Here is a 15,849-nt window from a genome sequence, read left to right as displayed (position 1 = left end):
GGGGGACTGTTCGTTTGCTACCCACCGGTCGGATTTCTCAATCACGGGTAACGGCTTTCCCTGCTGCGTTCGGCTCTGGTGCGCCGCGGGCCGCCGTGATCGGATGGGCGGATGACTCGGTCGACGTCGTCCGTGGTGCTGTGCGCGGTGCTCGCCGCGGCCCTGGTTCCCGCACCGGCAGCCGCCGCTGCCCCGGATCCGGGACCGGGTGCCCTCGCGCACTTCGGCCTGGCCCGCAAGGACTGCCTGGGCACCGCCCGGAACACCACCAGCAAGGCGTGGTTCACGGTCGCGGGCGGCGTGCTGTCCGACGTCTACGCACCGGTGATCGACAACACGAACGTCGAGACGCTGCAGTTCGCCGTGACCGACGGCCGGACGTTCACCGACCTGCAGGCGCGGGACATGACCTACACGGTCCGCACCAGCGCGGGCGGGATGGCCTGCGAGGTGACGTCGACCCCGCGCAGCGGCAGCTACCGGCTGGTCACCGACTACCTGACCGACCCGGCCCGGACCGGCGTGCTCATCCGGACGCGCCTGGAACCGCTGCGGGGGTCCGGGAACGACCTCAAGGTCTACGTGCGGTTCGACGCGAGCATCAACGGCAACGGCGGTGGCGGCCCGGCCAACGGCGGCGGCGACACCGCGACCGTCGACCCCGCGACGAGCGCGCTGGTCAGCGCCGACCCGAACACGGTGTCGAGCGCGCCGGCCCGCGACTACGCCACTCCGCTGGCCGCCGCGTTGCGCGCCGACCGCCGGTTCCTCAGCACCTCCAGCGGCTTCGCCGGCACCGCCGGTGACGGGCTGGCCCAGCTCGACCGCGACCACCGGCTCACCGATCCGACGTCGACGGCGGTGAACGGCAACGTCGTGCAGACCGCGCAGCTGGACCTGCAGCCGCGCCGGCCGGCCGTGCTGGCGCTGGGCTTCGGCTCGGACGCGCGCGCTGCGGTCCAGACCGCGGGCGCGAGCCTCCGGACGCCGTTCGACCAGAGCTACCGCGACTACGCGCGCGGCTGGCGCGACTACGACGACGGGCTGCTTCCCTTGCGGGGCAAGGATTCGGACGCCTACTACCAGTCGGCCAACGTGCTGAAGGCCAGTGAGGACAAGACGTTCCCCGGTGCCGTGGTCGCGTCGCTCGGCAGCCCGTGGGGCCAGGCGGTCTCGGCGGGTGACGCGCCGGGCGGCAAGCCCGTCTACTTCGGGTCCTACCGCGAGATCTTCGCTCGCGACCTCTACGAAAGCTTCTCCGGCCTGCTCGCCGCGGGTGACCGGGAAACCGCGCGGGCGAGTGTCCGGTGGCTGTTCAGCCGCCAGCAGCAACCCGACGGCCGGTTCCCGCGCAACTCCATGCTCAACGGGAAGAAGGCCCCCGACTCCGGTGGTGACCAGCTCGACGAGAGCGCGTACCCGATCCTGATGGCGTTGCAGGCCGGGCTCGACCGCGACCGGACGCTCTACACCGACCACATCCGCGCGGCCGCGGACTTCGTCGTCGCGCACGACCCGGCGTTCGGCTCGGAGCGCTGGGAGGAGCAGGGCGGCTACTCCCCCTCGACGATCGCCGCCGAGATCGCCGGACTCGTCGCGGCGGGCGTGATCGCCGACCGCAACGGCGACCCGGCGCGCGCCCGCGTCTACCGGGCCACCGCGGACCACTTCCAGCGCAGCATCAAGGGCTGGACGGTCACGTCCACCGGCCCGTACGGCGGGCGGTACTTCCTGCGCCTGACCAAGAACGGCGACCCGGACTCCGAGTGGGTCTACAACCTGGGCAACGGCTCGGTCGACGCCGACCAGCGCGCCGTCGTCGACGCCGGGTTCCTCGAGCTGACCCGGCTCGGCGTGCTGCCGGCGAACGACCCGGACGTCACCGCGTCGCTCGGCGTGGTGGACCGCGTGATCAAACGGGACACGCCGACCGGCCCGGGCTGGTACCGCTACGGGACTTCCGCGGCGGGCAGCGAGGACGGCTACGGCGACTGCTACGAACCGGACCCGACGAACTGCGCGCCGACCGGGGCGCCGTGGCCCTCGACGAACACCGGGTCCGGGCACCTCTGGCCGGTGCTCGCGGGCGAACGCGGCGAACAGGCCGTGCAGACCGGCGACCGCGCCGGCGCGGCGGCGCTGCTGAGCGCGATGCGGGCGCAGACCGGCGGCACCGGGCTGATTCCCGAGCAGACGTGGGAAAACCCGGCGGTCCCGGCGTCGCCTTACGGCGCGGACCCGCGCACGGCGTCGATCGGCTTCGCCCCCGGGCAGCCCGCCGGTTCGGTCGCGCCGCTGAGCTGGGCGCAGTCGCAGTCGGTGCGGCTGGCCCGGGCCGTGGCCGACGGCCGGCTGCCCGAACAGCCCGCCGACGTCCGCGCCCGGTACGTCACGCACGCCCCGCCCGCCGCGCTGGCGGTCACCCTCGACGCTCCGGCGTCGGTGTCGGCCGCGACCGCAGCGGTCACCGGCACCGCGCCCGGCGGCAGCCAGGTCGACCTCGCCGTCTCGAACACCGACAGCGGGACGACGTCGGTGCTGTCGGTCCGGGCGTCCGCGGACGGGAAGTTCGGCGCGACGGTGCCGACGCCGCTGGGCGCGAACGTCGTCACGGCGGCCGCCACCGCCGGCTCAGGGACGGGTTACGCGCAGAAGACGATCAGCTCGGACTTCGTCAGCGGCACGGTCCTGCTCGACGCGGCTGACCCGGACGGCGACGACAACGGCCCGGGCACGTACACCTACCCGACGGCGGGCGACTTCCACGCGGGCGCGTTCGACCTGCAGCGGTTCCAGGTCATCGACGCGGGCCCGAACCTGGTGTTCCGCGCGCAGGTCCGCGACCTGTCGCCGACGTTCGGCTCGCCGCTGGGCGCGCAGTTGCTGACGATCTACGCGCACGACCCGGCCGCGACGGCGACGTCGACCGCGGCGCCGTTCCCGACCCGGGCGTACTCGATCGCCGCGCAGGACGCGTGGAGTCGCCGCATCGAGGTACAGGGCTTCGCGGATCCATCGCTCGTCGACGCTTCGGGCGCTTCGCTGGCGACGCCGTCTGTGCAGGCTTCGCAGGCGACGCGGTACATCACGGTGAGCGTGGCGAAGTCCGCGTTCGGGACACCGGGCGCGGGTTGGACGTTCGCGGTGGTGCTGACCGGCCAGGACGGCAACTCCCCCGACCAGGCGCGGCCGTTCACGCCGACGGCGGGGCAGTACACGTTCGGCCTGTGCGCGGCGGGCGGCACAGCGCCGATCTGCGCGGCGGACCCGGCGACGGCCCCGAAGGCGTTCGACGTGCTCACGCCGTCCGGAGTGGACCAGACGGCCGAACTGGACCCGACCCGCGGGCCGGTCGCGGTACGTGGCGTGCCGGTGGGGTGAGCTGGCAGGCTGGAAACGGTGATCGACGACTTCGCGAAACGGTATCTGCACGACGATCTGCGGGAAATCCGCGAGGTGCTGGTCGGGAGGCTCGAGGGGCTCGGCGAGTACGACGTCCGCCGTCCCCTGACCTCGACGGGCACGAACCTGCTCGGCCTGGTCAAGCACCTGACGCTGACCGAAGCGCGGTACTTCGGCGAGGTGTTCGACCGGCCGTTCCCCGAGCCGGTGCCGCGGTGGGACGACGCCGGCGCGCGCGGCACCGACATGTGGGCGACCGCGGCGGAGACGCGCACGGAGATCGTGGACCGCTACCGCCGCGCCTGCGCGCACTCCGACGCGACGATCGCCGCCCTGGCCGTCGATTCGCCGGGTCACGTGCCGTGGTGGCCGCGTCCGGGCGTGCTGCTGTTCAACGTCCTGGTGCACGTGCTCACCGAAACCGGCCGCCACGCCGGGCACGCGGACATCCTGCGGGAACAGCTCGACGGGACGACCGGTGCCGCGCCCCGCGACGCGGCCTTCTGGGCGGCGCGGTGCGCGGAAATCGAACGGGCCGCGGTCGCGGCGGGTCGCTGAGCCGCACCCGGAAACCCTCGCCGACGAGGGCCACCACGGCCGCGGTCAGCCGGGCAGCCCGGCGTTGAGGCGCGCCAGGTGCCGCCGCCCTCGACGCAGGCGCGGAAGATCTCGCGGGAAGCGTCGTCGCCGGCGCAGAAGGAGCCGGTGCCGAAGGTCATCGCGCCCAGCGCCGGCGGGGAGACCCGCGGCCCGGTGGTCGTCCAGTCGTGTCATGTCCCCGGATCGTGCAACCCGGAGCGTGGTCCGGGTCAACCCCGATCGGGGCATTCGCGGGCAACATCGGGGAGAAAACCAGGCATACCCCCGGCCATCATCGGATGAACGTCCGGTTTGCGCTAGCCTGGCCGGATCATGGGGCCCGGCCCCGCACCCCGGCGTCGCGAGGAGTCGATTTCGTGCAACCGAACCTGGGGCCAGGCGAAGACTTCCAGCTCCTGCTCGAACGGCAGGTCCGGGACATGCAGTCGAAAGCCGCGGCGCTGAGTGAAGCGCTTTCCGCGGCCGGCGCCACGGTCCGCTCCCGCGACGGCGCGGTCACCGTGACGCTCGCGCCGAACGGCGCGCTCACGAACCTGGAGCTCGGGCACCGCGCGTGCGAGCTGGGGCCGGCCAGGCTGACCGCGGCGATCATGGGCACGGTGCGCGAAGCGCAGCGCCAGACCGCACGCAGCGTCGCGGACTCCTTCGCCACCATCAACGGCGACGGCGAGTCGACCGACATGGTCCGGTCGTTCCTGCCGCCGGACCCGCCGCCGGACGGGGACTTCGCGGCGCCGGAGAGCGCCGAGCCGACCCCGCCGCCGGCCGCTCCCCCGGCCCCGCCGTCCGGTGGGCCGGCCCCGCGCCGCCGTCCCCCGGCCGACGACCACCCCGACGACGAATCGAACCCCTGGTGAGCGGCGGCGGCTTCCGGGTCGATTCGGCACCCCTGGCCACCTTCGGCAAGCATCTCGACGAGTTGCAGCGCAACCTGCAGAGCACCGCCGACCTCGTCGGCGGGATGGTCTGCGACCCGGGCATGTTCGGCATCAACCCGGCGTGCCAGCTGATGGCGGCGGGCGCGAGCACGTGGACCGACAAGGCCCACCACCAGTTCGGCGACTACGCCAAGACCATCGGCGAGTTCGCCGACAAGGTCGCCGAGGCGGCGAAGCGGTACCAGGCGGGCGAACAAGACGCCGTCGACTCGATCGTGAGGTTCGAATAGTGGGCGACGACTACCAGAGCAAGGACGTCAGCCTCCACGGCTCGGAACTGTTCGACAGCGACAACGCGGCGTCCGGCGCCGGCTTCTTCGAGGCCGCGGTGGGCCTGGACAAGGCCGTCAAGGACAACGACAAGGTCGCGATCGGCATCGGCTCCGCCGGCATGGCGCTGGAGACCATCGGGCTCGTGCTGGACCCGATCGGCAGCCTGCTCACCGCCGGGATCGGCTGGCTCATCGAGCACATCACGATCCTGCGGTGGCCGCTGGACATCCTGATGGGCGACCCGATCGGCATCGCGGCGGCCAGCGCGGCGCTCACGGCCGAGAAGAAGAAGCTGGAGCAGTGGTCGACGGACCACCAGTCGGCGCTCGACACGCTCATGAAGGACTGGTCCGGCAAGGCCGCCGACCAGTTCAAGAAGGACATGGACGCGGTCACCGAGCAGCTGGCCTCCCTCGGCGGCTACCTCGACCAGGCCGGCAAGAACATGACGATCGCGGGCGGCATCGTCGGCGCGTTCCGCGGCATCCTCCGCGACCTGATCGCGATGCTCCTGGCGACGATCGTCAAGGGCGCCCTGATCGCGGCGGCCCTGGCCCCGGTGACGTTCGGCGCGTCGATCGCGCTGTTCGTCACGACGACGATCGGCACGGTGGCCACGGCACTGGGCAAGATCGGCACGAAGCTGCTGCAGCTGGCCAAGAAGCTGGCGGATCTGGTGAAGGCCCTGGCGAAGATGGGCAAGGCGGGCGACGACCTGGCGGCGGTGAAGCCCCCTACGAGCAGCCTGACGCCGACGCCCACCCCGAAGCCGAGCGCAACCCCGCTCCCGAAGCCGGACCCGGCGCCCACATCACCGAAACCGTCGTCGGCCGCACCGGACCCGACGCCCACGCCGCCCAAGCCCGACCCGGCACCGTCGTCCTCGGCCACCCCGGATCCGGCGCCGAAGCCGTCGTCGGCCACCCCCGACCCGACGCCCACGCCGCCCAAGCCGGACCCGGCACCCTCCTCCTCGGCCACGCCCGACCCGGCACCCAAACCGGCCTCGGCCACCCCCGACCCAGCACCGGTGCCACCGAAACCCGACCCGGCACCGTCGTCCTCGGCAACCCCCGACCCCACCCCCGCACCGCCGAAGCCCGACCCGGCGCCGTCGTCGTCTTCGTCCACTCCGGACCCGGATCCCACCCCCACGGCGGCCCAGCCGCACAAGCCGTTCACCGATCAGATGACCGACGTCATCAAGGCGAAACTGTCCAAAGTGGACGGTGTGACGCCGGAGATCATGCAGAAGTTCGACAAGATCAGCAACTTCTCGGTGCACGAACTCGGCAAGGTGTTCGGCCCGGAAGGCGCCGAGAAGTTCGAGTCGGCCATCAAGATCATGACCGATCCGTGGTTCGGCAAGTCGGGCCTGGCCGGCAAGACCGTCGTCGACATGATCAAGGGCGTGCCGGCCAGCATCGGGAACGTCACCGGCGGCGGGGACGACGGCTAGTCACTCCTCGGAAAGGATCACCGCCCGGGACGCGAGGTGCAGCGCCAGCCGCTCGTCCGGGCGGGACAGGTCCACCCCCAGCAGCTGCTCGATCCGCGCGATCCGGGCCGCCACGGTGTTGCGGTGCACGCCGAGCACCATGGCGGTCTCGGCGATCGACGATTCCGCGTCGAGGTAGGCGGACAGCGTCCGGACCAGGTCGCCCGGCACCGAGCGCAACGGCGCGACCAGCGCCCGCGCCGCCGGCTCGAACGTGTCCGTGCGGGTCCACTCCAGCAGCAGCTGGGCCATGCCGAGCTGGTCGACGTGCAGGAAGTTTCCCGTTTCCGGCCGGGTTGCGGCGAGCCGGGCCGCGTCGAGGGCCTCCGCGACGGTCGCCGCGAGGCCTTCCGGACGCGGGTGCGGCCGTCCGACGCCCATGTGCGCGCCCAGCCGCAGCGTCCGGTGCGCCGCCTGGAGCCGGGTCGCCAGGGAGCGCACCCGTTCCGCGGTGGGTTCGTGGTCGAAGGTGACCCAGCCGGTCCAGCCGTCGCCGTGCTCGACGACGACCGCCTCGACGTCCAGCGCCCGGATGACCTCCTGCGTGCGCGCCACCGTGTCGATCGCCGCCGGGACGCCGATGTGCAGCCCGACGTGCCAGCCACCGAGCCGCCAGCCCGCGTCCGCGACGCGCCGGCGCAGGTCCGCGCCCGGTTCGGTGTCGAGGCGCAGCAGGTCGCCGAGCAACGCCGTGCGCGAGCGCGCGTCGCGTTCCAGCTCGAGGCGGTTGGCGAGCAGCCACCGCTGCAGCGCCCCGGCGGCCACGGCGAGCGCGGGCGGCACGACGTCGGCGCGCGCAGCCTCCGTCCCCCGCAGCTCGGCGGCCAGCCACATCGCCGGCCGCTGCAGCAGCACGGGGTGGGCCAGCAGGACGCCGTCGTCCAAGTCGGTCCGCTGTGGAACGGCCTCGTCGAGCCGGACCCGCCCGGTCACCTCGCCGGCCAGCGGCGCGCCACGGTCGTCGAGCACGGCGACGGGCGAGCGCAGCAGCCGCCGCAGCACGGTGACGACCTCCTCGGGCGGCCGCAGCCGGTCCCCGAGGGCGCGGTGGGTGGCCAGCAGCAGGTTCGCCCGGTCGAGTTCGGGGGCCGCGAGCAGCAGCCGCGCTTCGACGAGCAGGTCCAGCGGCGGCGCACCGGTGGTCAGCAACGGCACGGCGAGGCGGTCGGCGAGCAGCCGTGACGCGGCGAGCGGCTCGGTGCCGGGCAGCAGGACGCCGGTGGCGCCGGCATCGGCACAGCGCCGCAGCAGGGCATCGATCTGCCAGTCGGTCCCGGCGACCGGCCGCGCGACGACGGTCAGCTCCTCGGGCCGGGGAAGGTGCGAAGCGTCCAAAGTGGCCTGAACCGTCGCGAGTGGACGGTCGAGCCCAGCCGAGCCGGCGAGCAGCCGGACGTGCTCGGCCCAGCCGGGAAGGGCAAGCACCCGCCGCAGAGTCATGACGGACTCGCCGACCCGACGGCGCGCGCCCGGCTCACGACAGCCACCCCGGGCTCGATGCCGCGCGACCACGCCACGCCACGCCGCGCCGCTCTCGCACCGGCAGCCGCCTGCGCACCACGCCGCGCGACACGCCGCCGACCCGGCACCGAACCACTCGCCGCAACCCGAAAACCCGCCGCCGGTCGCGCCCTCTCGGACCCGGCGACCACCGCCGGGCTGTCGTCCGCGGCCTCATCCCGTCCCCACCGGGTCGCAGTCGATGCCGTACGCCCGGGGGCGCACTACCGGCAGCCACCGGGGGTCGGTCCAGAACGGCGCCGCCGCCAGGCGGACCACGTCCACCTCCACCCCCGTGCGGATCGCGTCGCACGAAACCGGCACCCCCGTGCGGTGGTCCAGCACCGAGAGCACGTCCGGTGTGGACGCCACCGGCGCGCCGTCCCGCAACGCCAGCAGGTACTCGTTCTCCATCTCCAGCCGCAGCAGTCCGCCGTCGCGGTGGTCGGCCAGCGTGACGCTGCCGCGGCCGAAGCCGGGACTGCCGTGCTGCCCCGGCCCGAGGTGGCGCGCCACCTCGAGGACGCGCCCGCGGGCCAGCACCGAACCTTCCAACGCCGCTTCGAGCGCGTCCCGCGGCGGGCTCTCCCCGGCCGCGAGCACGCGGCGGCCGAGCGCCAGCGCGCCACTCGTCGTCCCGGGGACCGAACAGCCGGCCAGCTCGCCGGCCGGGATCGGGGCGAGCGCGAACGCCGCCCAGCCGCCGGAGCCGGCCAGGAACGCGCGGGTGCCGCGCTCGATCACCACGTCGGACCCGGCCGCCAGCACGACGACCTGTCCGCCCGGCTCCGCCAGCGCCGCGGGCGCGACGCCGCGGCCGGTCGCCGCCACCGAGAACTGGTCGAGCCGGGGCAGGCCGCGGCCGGAGAGGTCGGCGTCGACGTAGCCCAGCCCCAGCTGGTCGGCCACGACCAGCGGCAGCAGCCCGTTGAGGCCGCCGATCTCGATCGACATCAGCGCGTCGGCGCGCTCGGCCGTCCACCGCTCGATCGCCGCCACCGCCGAGGCGAACTCGCCGCCGCCCGGCAGCTTTTCGGCGAACGCCGCCGTCGCGCCCACGACGCCGATCGGCACCACCCGGGCCGAAGGCGCCAGCTCGGCCACCGACGAGATGCCGAGCGACCGGCCGCCGGCGAGCAACCGGCGCAGCAGCACGGCGGCGGTGACGGTGTCCCCGCCACCACCGGACCCGAGCAGGGCCACCCCGCGTTCGAGGGCGGCCACGTCACCGGCGGTGATGCGCATGACTGACCACAGTAGACGAACTCAGCGCAGCGCGTAGCCACCGTCGGGGTAGAGCGTCGACCCCGTGGTGGACGTGCTGCCGAACAGGTACAGGACGGCGTCGCCCACTTCGGACTCCTGCCCGACGCGGTGCAGCAGCGTGTCCGCGCGGTACTGCGCGAAGCTCGCCTCCCGCACGTCCGCGGGCCGCCCGGCCCAGAGGTCGCCGTCGATCGTGCCCGGCGCGACGACGTTCACCCGGACCGGCGCCAGTTCGACGGCGGGCCCGCGGCCGACGCCTTCGACCGTGTACGACGCGCCCGGCGTGACCAGGTGGTCGACGCGGTCGAGGGCAGCGAAGCGCCCACCGCCGAAGCACGCCGGGCCACCTCACCCGATCTCCTCGACGGGGACGAACGGGTGCGGCAGCCCGAACGCGCCCGGGCCGAAGGTGTCCAGGGCCTCCGGAGTGCGCATCAGCGGCGGGGTCGAGATGCCGACGACGGTGACGCGCTGGCCGTACCGCAGCGTCTCGGTGGTGATCGGCTCAGCGGTCGCCGATTCCAGCACGCAGATCAGGTCGGGCACGAGACACCGCACGGAACCGTCCACTGTGGCCAGCAAGTTCTCGTTCTGGAACAGGATCTCCAGCTTGCTCGAGCCGTCGAACGAGACCGCCGCGGCACGTCCGCGTGCGAAGCCCGCCTCGGTCCGGCGCTCCACATCGGACACCTTGCCGCGGAACAGCACGCGCAGGTGCTGGTACGGCGTCTCGAGCAGCGCGGCGGCCAGCCGTGAAACCGGGTCCTCGTTGCGGGAGCGCGCTTCCCGGATCGTCCGGCCCACCGTCAACGCCAGTGAAAGCGTTTGCGGCACGGCAGTTCGCTTCACGTCGGCGCCGCTCATCGCGTACTCGGCGATGTGCGCGACCCCACCGAGCCGGATGGTGACGCCGCGGGCCAGCCACTCCATCCGCCGGTTGTCCGCGCCGGTGTCGATCACCGTCGTCTCGCCGCGCTCCCCACCGATCGCCATCGGCGAGCCCGGGATACCGTATACGCCGAACGTCTCCATCTGCAGCTCCGGGAACGCCCGGCCCATGCCGTCGGCGTCGACCACCGGCAGCCCGAGCCGCGCCCCGACCAGCAGCGGGATCATCGAGTTGATGCCGCCGCACTCGATCGGCATGGTCGCGTCCGCGGACCGGCCGAGGTGCTTCTCCAGCGTCCGCAGCGCCAGCACCGGCTCGGCGCCGTTGGGCAGCTTCTCGTGCACGACGGTCGGCGCGCCCATCTGCGCGGTCGGGATCACCAGCGCCTCGTCGTCCACTTCGGACGGATCAAGGATCGTGATCGGCCCGTGCTCCCGGATGGCTTCGCGCACGAGCAGCCGGCCGACGTACGGGTCGCCGCCCCCGCCGGTACCGAGCACGGCGGCGCCGCGCGCGAGGTCGGGCAGGTCGGCTTCGGTCAGGGTCCAGCTCACCCGGCGACTCCGATCGGGTCGATGTCGTAGCCGAAGTACCGCGGCCCGGCCAGTGCGATGCCCTCCGGCGTGTGCCAGCGCGGGTCGGCCGGCGCGGCGATGACCGTGACGCGCTGGCCGTACCGCAGGCCCTCGGTCGTGACGGCCTCGCCGGACTCGCGTTCCAGCGTGCAGATCAGGTCGGGCACCGACGCCTCGACGACGCCGTCGCGCTCGGCCACCAGGTGCTCGTTCTGGAACCGCAGCACGAGTTCGGCGCCGGCGTCACCGTCCATTCCGGACAGCCGGGCCTCACCGCGGGCGAACCCGGTGACCGTCCGGCGGGCGACGTCGACGACCTTGCCGCTGAACAGCCGCCGCCCACCCAGCCGGGAAACGACCTGCGCGACGGGATCCTCGTGAGAAGCACGCGCGGAACGCACCAGGGCACCCAGTTCGGCGCACAGGCTGAGCGTGCCGGGCACCAGCGACTCCCGCGCCTGCCCGCCGGTCATCGCGTAGTTGCTGATCATCGCCGAGCAGCCCATGTCGATGGTCGCCGAGCGCGCCAGGCGCTCCGCCCAGCGATTGTCGACTGTATCCAATACTCCGCGGTTGCCCTTTTCGTCGGCGATCGACATCGGAGTGGCACGGATTCCATACAGTGTGGGAAGTACCATCTGCAGCTCGGGGAACGCGCGCCCCATGCCGTCGGCGTCGACCAGCGGGAGGCCGAGCTGCGCGGCCGCGACGACCGGGATCAGCGAGTTGACGCCGCCCGCCTCGGCGCACGCGATGTGCGTCAGCTCCTTGCCGAGGTAGCCGGCGAGGGTGCGGGCCGCGAGCCCGACCTGCTCGGCCGAAGGCAGCTTCTCCACCATGACGGTTGGCGCGCCCATCATCGCGACCGGCAGCACGACGGCGTCGTCACCCACCTCCGCGAGCGGCACCAGCGGCACCGGACCGTGCGTGCGCACGGCCGAGAGCGCGAGCAACCGGCCGATGTACGGATCGCCCCCGCCCCCGGTGCCGAGGATGGCGGCACCGCGGGCGATGTCGTCCAGGTCGTGCTCGGTGATCTCGCGCATCACGCCCCCAGCTGCAGGTCGCCGACGGCCTTGGCGCGGATGCGCGTGGCGTTGCCGGGCAGGTACGGGATGGGCACCTCGTCGAAGTCGACGATGCCGACCGACGCCGGTGACGCCCCGGCGGCGACCGCGCGGTCGACGGCCTCCTGCTTCGCCTCCTCGACGACGGCTTCACGACGGCCCGGCTCGATCACGTAGACGCGGTCGACCTCGCCACCGATCTGCGCGATGGCTGCGCCGATCGCGTTGGCCACGGCGTAGTTCTCGGGCCGGTGCACGGCACCGCACCCGGCCAGCTCGTCCGGCAGCAGCACCGAGCCACCGCCGACCGCGACCACCGGCAGCGGCTCGGCGGACGTCCGCATCCGTTCGACCACATCGGACACGTCGGCGGCGATGCGGTCCAGCGCCGCCCGGACCAGCGAGCGGTCCAAATGCGACACGAGCGACGCGTCCCCGATGTCGGCGCGGCCCGCCGCGACCGCGATGTCGGTCGCGGTGAGCGTGTCGCCGCCGAAGACCAGCGCCTTGGACGTGAGCTCGTAGCCCACCGAATCCGGGCCCACGGTGACGTTCCCGCGCACCCGGCTGCCCCCGCCGATGCCGATCGACAGGACGTCCGGCATCCGGAAGTTGGTGCGGATGCCCGCGACGCTGACGTCGGTGGTCGCCTCGCGCGGAAACCCTTGCCGCAGCACGCCTACGTCCGACGTCGTGCCGCCGACGTCGACCACCGCGCAGGTGTCCAAACCGGACAGCACGGCCGCGCCGCGCATCGAGTTCGTCGGACCCGACGCGAAGGTCGCCACCGGGTAGCGGCGGGCGAAGTCGACGTCCATCAGCGTGCCGTCGTTCTGGCTCAGGTACAGCGGTGCGGTGATGCCCGCGCCGGTGACCGACGCGGACAGCCCGTCGACGATGTGCGCGGCCAGCTCGCGCAGCGCCGCGTTGATCACCGTCGCGTTTTCCCGCTCCAGCAAGCCGATCCGGCCGATCTCGTGGGACAGCGAGATCGCGACGTCCGGCAGCTGCGCGCCGATGATCTCGGCCGCGCGGGTCTCGAACTCGGCGTTGACCGGGGAGAAGACCGAGGTGATCGCGACGCTGCGCACCCCCGCCTCCCCCATGTCGTCGGCCGCCTTGCGCAGCTCGCTCTCGTCGAGCTCCGCGATGTGCCGGCCGTCGAACTCGTGTCCACCGTGGACGAGGTAGCTGCGCCCGGACACCGCGTCGACCAGCCGCTGCGGCCAGTCGACCATCGGCGGCAGCGACGCCCCGGCCGGCAGGCTGAGCCGCACGGCCGCGGTGGGCGCGAGCCGGTGGGCCTCGACGAGGGCGTTGATGAAGTGCGTGGTGCCGATCATCACCGCCCGCACCGCCGCCGGATCGAACGCGCGTTGCCGCTGCAGGCCGTCGATCGCGGCGACGATGCCCGAGGTGACGTCCGCGGTCGTGCTGGTCTTGACCGAGGCGAGCACCTGACGGCCGTCGAGCAGGACAGCGTCGGTGTTGGTGCCGCCGACGTCGATGCCGATGCGCACGAAGATTCTCCTTAAGGACTCAGACGGCCGGGGCGGGCTCGGCGTCGGCGGTCCGGCTGCTGCCGATCCCCCGCACCAGGCCGAGCTTCCCGGCGACGACGTACAGGACGAAGCCCACGACGAGCGAGTTGATGCTCGGCAGGCCCCATTCGACGAACTCCCCGAAGAGCGCCGCGGCGACCCAGACGACGAGGGTCGCGGGCACCCACACGGGCGCGTCCTCGGGCACGGTTCCCCGCGCCCGGGCGCTTTCCAGGTCCCCGCGCCACTTCTTCACGACGAAGTATTCGGCGACCATGATCCCGGCGATCGGCGGGAACGCGACGCCCAGCACGGTGAGGAAGTCGGTGAACTTGGCCAGGATCCCGGCCGCGGCGAGCAGGCTGCCCGCAACACCGAGCACGGCGGTCACCAAGCCGCGGTGGGCCTTGCGCCCGGACACCGTGCCGATGAAGTTCACGACGCCCAGACCCGACGAGTACAGGTTCCAGTCGTTGATCTTCATCGTGCCCGCGATGACGATCAGCAGGCCGATCCAGCCGACCGACGACGTCACGATCGTGGTGATCCCGGCGGTGCCGACGGCGTGCGCGAGCAGCACGCCGGACAGGCCGATGACGTACTCGCCGAGGGTGATCCCGACGAGCGTCTGCTTGACGACGTCGGCGGTGGTGCGGTTGAAGCGGGTCATGTCCGGGGTGATGACGGCGCCGACGATGAAGCCGCCCGCCACCAGCGTGGTGCCCTGCAGCAGGCTCAGCGACGGCCCGGGCGCGGCCGAGGAGACGAGCGTGCCGAAGTCGTGGCGGGTCAGCTCGGAGATGATCGACCAGCCGACCAGGATCAGGAAGGCCGGCACGGTCAGGTACGCCGTCCAGGTCATGGAGTGGAAGCCGCGCACCACGATCGCGGTGACGAGCAGGCCGAACACGAGCGCCCAGCCCCATTCCGGCAGGCCGCCGATGAGCGAGACGAGACCCTGCGCGGAGACGGCCGACTGGATGCCGAACCAGCCGATGAGGCTGATCCCGATGGCGAGCCCGATGAGCGCCGAGCCGCCGCGGCCGAAGCCGGTCCAGCGGGCGATCATGGACGTGGACAGACCTTCGCGGACGCCGATGACGCCGACGAGGATCGTGATGAGCTCCAGGATGACCGAGCCGAGCGTGAACGCCAGGACCGCCGGCCAGAAGCTCATCCCGAAGCCGACGGTGGCTCCGAGCAGGAACTGGGACAGGGCGGACACCTGGCCGAACCGCTGGACGGCGACCGACCACCACGAGTACCGGGCGTGGTCCGGCACTCTGGTGAGGGCATAGTCATCGACACCGACTGATGAGGCCACGCCGACCTCCTAATCCGGGAAGGGGAACGGTTCCCCGCACCGTAGGCAGCGGTCCCGGTGGCGTCACCGTGCGATGTGCACAGCCGCGACGTCAGCACTGTGCATTCAGACCAGTGGGTCCACTTCGGTCAGCGTGACACTTTCGGTCCAAAGCCGCCGGGCGGCGTCGTCGGTCAGGTTCGCCCAGCGCTCCTCGAGGCGGGGGCGGCCGCGCAGGCCGAACACGCGCGGGCCCCACAGCTGACCGCCGGTGACGTCCGGGCCGAGCACCGCGCGGACGGCGGGCCGCGCGCCGGCGTCCTTGCCCTGCAAGGCGATCCGGGCCGGGAGGCCGCGCAGCCACTGCGCCGCGGTGCGGACGTGCACGGGCGGCCGCGACGGCGTCAGCGAGTCGAGCGCGCCGCCGGGATGGGCCACCACGCTGAGCCGTTTCGAGCCGGCTTCGCGCAGCCGCCGGTCGAGTTCGAGCGCGAAGACCATCTGGGCCAGCTTCGAGCGCTCGTACGCGCGCTTCGGGACGTAGTCGCGTTCGCTCTGAAGGTCGGCGAAGTCGAGCTTCGCGGACTTCGCCGCGAAGCTGCCCGTAGTGACGATGCGCGCGTCGGGCGCGAGCCGCGGCATCAGCCGGGCGACCAGCGCGAAGTGGCCGAGGTGGTTGGTGCCGAACATCAGCTCGTGCCCCGCCGGCGTCTCGCGGCGGGGCGGGTGGTCGAGCATGACCCCGGCGTTGCAGACGACGGCGTCGAGCTCGCCGGGATCGACGGCGCCGACCGACGCCAGGTCGGCGAGGTCGAGCCGGACGTGCTCGACCTTCGCCCCGGCGACTCGCGAGCGGATGGCGGTCTTCGCGGCCTCCGCCTTCGCCGGGTCGCGGCTGCCGATCACCACCTCCGCGCCCGCCGAAGCCAGCTGTTCGGCGGCGAAATAGCCGATCCCGGCGTTGCCCCCGGTCACCAGCACCCGCATGAACGTCCCC

At 73.0% G+C, this 15,849-nt stretch carries 13 protein-coding genes; 5 read left to right on the top strand and 8 right to left on the bottom strand.

Annotated elements, in window-relative coordinates:
• Window positions 1-111 precede the first annotated feature (111 nt).
• The 5 genes from OG738_RS28505 (at window position 112) to OG738_RS28485 (ending at window position 6,672) form a co-directional block, all read left to right on the top strand.
• On the top strand, window positions 112-3,381 hold the full coding sequence (locus OG738_RS28505; RefSeq protein ID WP_329045465.1) for a glucodextranase DOMON-like domain-containing protein: 3,270 nt from the start codon (window positions 112-114) through the stop codon (window positions 3,379-3,381).
• 18 nt (window positions 3,382-3,399) lie between these two features.
• The gene (locus OG738_RS28500) at window positions 3,400-3,960 is read left to right on the top strand and encodes a DinB family protein (protein WP_329045464.1); all 561 of its coding nucleotides are present in this window, start codon (window positions 3,400-3,402) and stop codon (window positions 3,958-3,960) included.
• Window positions 3,961-4,358: 398 nt separating this feature from the next.
• On the top strand, window positions 4,359-4,859 hold the full coding sequence (locus OG738_RS28495) for a YbaB/EbfC family nucleoid-associated protein (RefSeq protein ID WP_329045462.1): 501 nt from the start codon (window positions 4,359-4,361) through the stop codon (window positions 4,857-4,859).
• The gene (locus OG738_RS28490; protein ID WP_329045461.1) at window positions 4,856-5,170 is read left to right on the top strand and encodes a hypothetical protein; all 315 of its coding nucleotides are present in this window, start codon (window positions 4,856-4,858) and stop codon (window positions 5,168-5,170) included. The genes OG738_RS28495 and OG738_RS28490 overlap by 4 nt, the downstream gene beginning before the upstream one ends.
• Window positions 5,170-6,672, top strand: a complete 1,503-nt coding sequence (locus OG738_RS28485; protein WP_329045460.1) for a WXG100 family type VII secretion target — start codon at window positions 5,170-5,172, stop codon at window positions 6,670-6,672. The genes OG738_RS28490 and OG738_RS28485 overlap by 1 nt, the downstream gene beginning before the upstream one ends.
• Here OG738_RS28485 and OG738_RS28480 read toward each other — a convergent pair whose 3' ends face one another.
• From OG738_RS28480 to OG738_RS28445, 8 genes are all read right to left on the bottom strand, one after another.
• Window positions 6,673-8,151, bottom strand: coding sequence for a helix-turn-helix domain-containing protein (locus tag OG738_RS28480; protein WP_329045458.1), 1,479 nt, complete (start codon window positions 8,149-8,151; stop codon window positions 6,673-6,675).
• Between the two features lie 234 nt (window positions 8,152-8,385).
• A complete protein-coding gene (locus tag OG738_RS28475; protein WP_329045456.1) occupies window positions 8,386-9,456 on the bottom strand; it encodes a DUF917 domain-containing protein in 1,071 nt (356 codons plus the stop codon).
• A gap of 21 nt (window positions 9,457-9,477) precedes the next feature.
• Window positions 9,478-9,768 (bottom strand): SDR family oxidoreductase, encoded by a 291-nt coding sequence (locus tag OG738_RS28470; RefSeq protein WP_329056869.1) that lies wholly within the window; start codon window positions 9,766-9,768, stop codon window positions 9,478-9,480.
• Between the two features lie 57 nt (window positions 9,769-9,825).
• Window positions 9,826-10,920: a DUF917 domain-containing protein gene (locus OG738_RS28465; RefSeq protein WP_329045455.1), complete on the bottom strand. Its 1,095-nt coding sequence runs from the start codon at window positions 10,918-10,920 to the stop codon at window positions 9,826-9,828.
• Entirely contained in the window at window positions 10,917-11,987 is a 1,071-nt protein-coding gene (locus OG738_RS28460) for a DUF917 domain-containing protein (protein WP_329056867.1), read from the bottom strand. The genes OG738_RS28465 and OG738_RS28460 overlap by 4 nt, the downstream gene beginning before the upstream one ends.
• Window positions 11,987-13,528 carry a hydantoinase/oxoprolinase family protein gene (locus OG738_RS28455; RefSeq protein WP_329045453.1) on the bottom strand — a complete coding sequence of 514 codons (1,542 nt, stop codon included), beginning with the start codon at window positions 13,526-13,528 and terminating at the stop codon, window positions 11,987-11,989. The genes OG738_RS28460 and OG738_RS28455 overlap by 1 nt, the downstream gene beginning before the upstream one ends.
• 19 nt (window positions 13,529-13,547) lie before the next feature.
• The gene (locus tag OG738_RS28450; protein ID WP_329045452.1) at window positions 13,548-14,873 is read right to left on the bottom strand and encodes a purine-cytosine permease family protein; all 1,326 of its coding nucleotides are present in this window, start codon (window positions 14,871-14,873) and stop codon (window positions 13,548-13,550) included.
• Between the two features lie 105 nt (window positions 14,874-14,978).
• Entirely contained in the window at window positions 14,979-15,839 is an 861-nt protein-coding gene (locus OG738_RS28445) for an SDR family NAD(P)-dependent oxidoreductase (RefSeq protein WP_329045450.1), read from the bottom strand.
• Between the last annotated feature and the right edge of the window lie 10 nt (window positions 15,840-15,849).

Source organism: Amycolatopsis sp. NBC_01488 (assembly GCF_036227105.1).
In the GTDB taxonomy this organism is placed as follows: domain Bacteria; phylum Actinomycetota; class Actinomycetes; order Mycobacteriales; family Pseudonocardiaceae; genus Amycolatopsis.
This window is presented reverse-complemented; position numbering and strand designations above follow the sequence as displayed.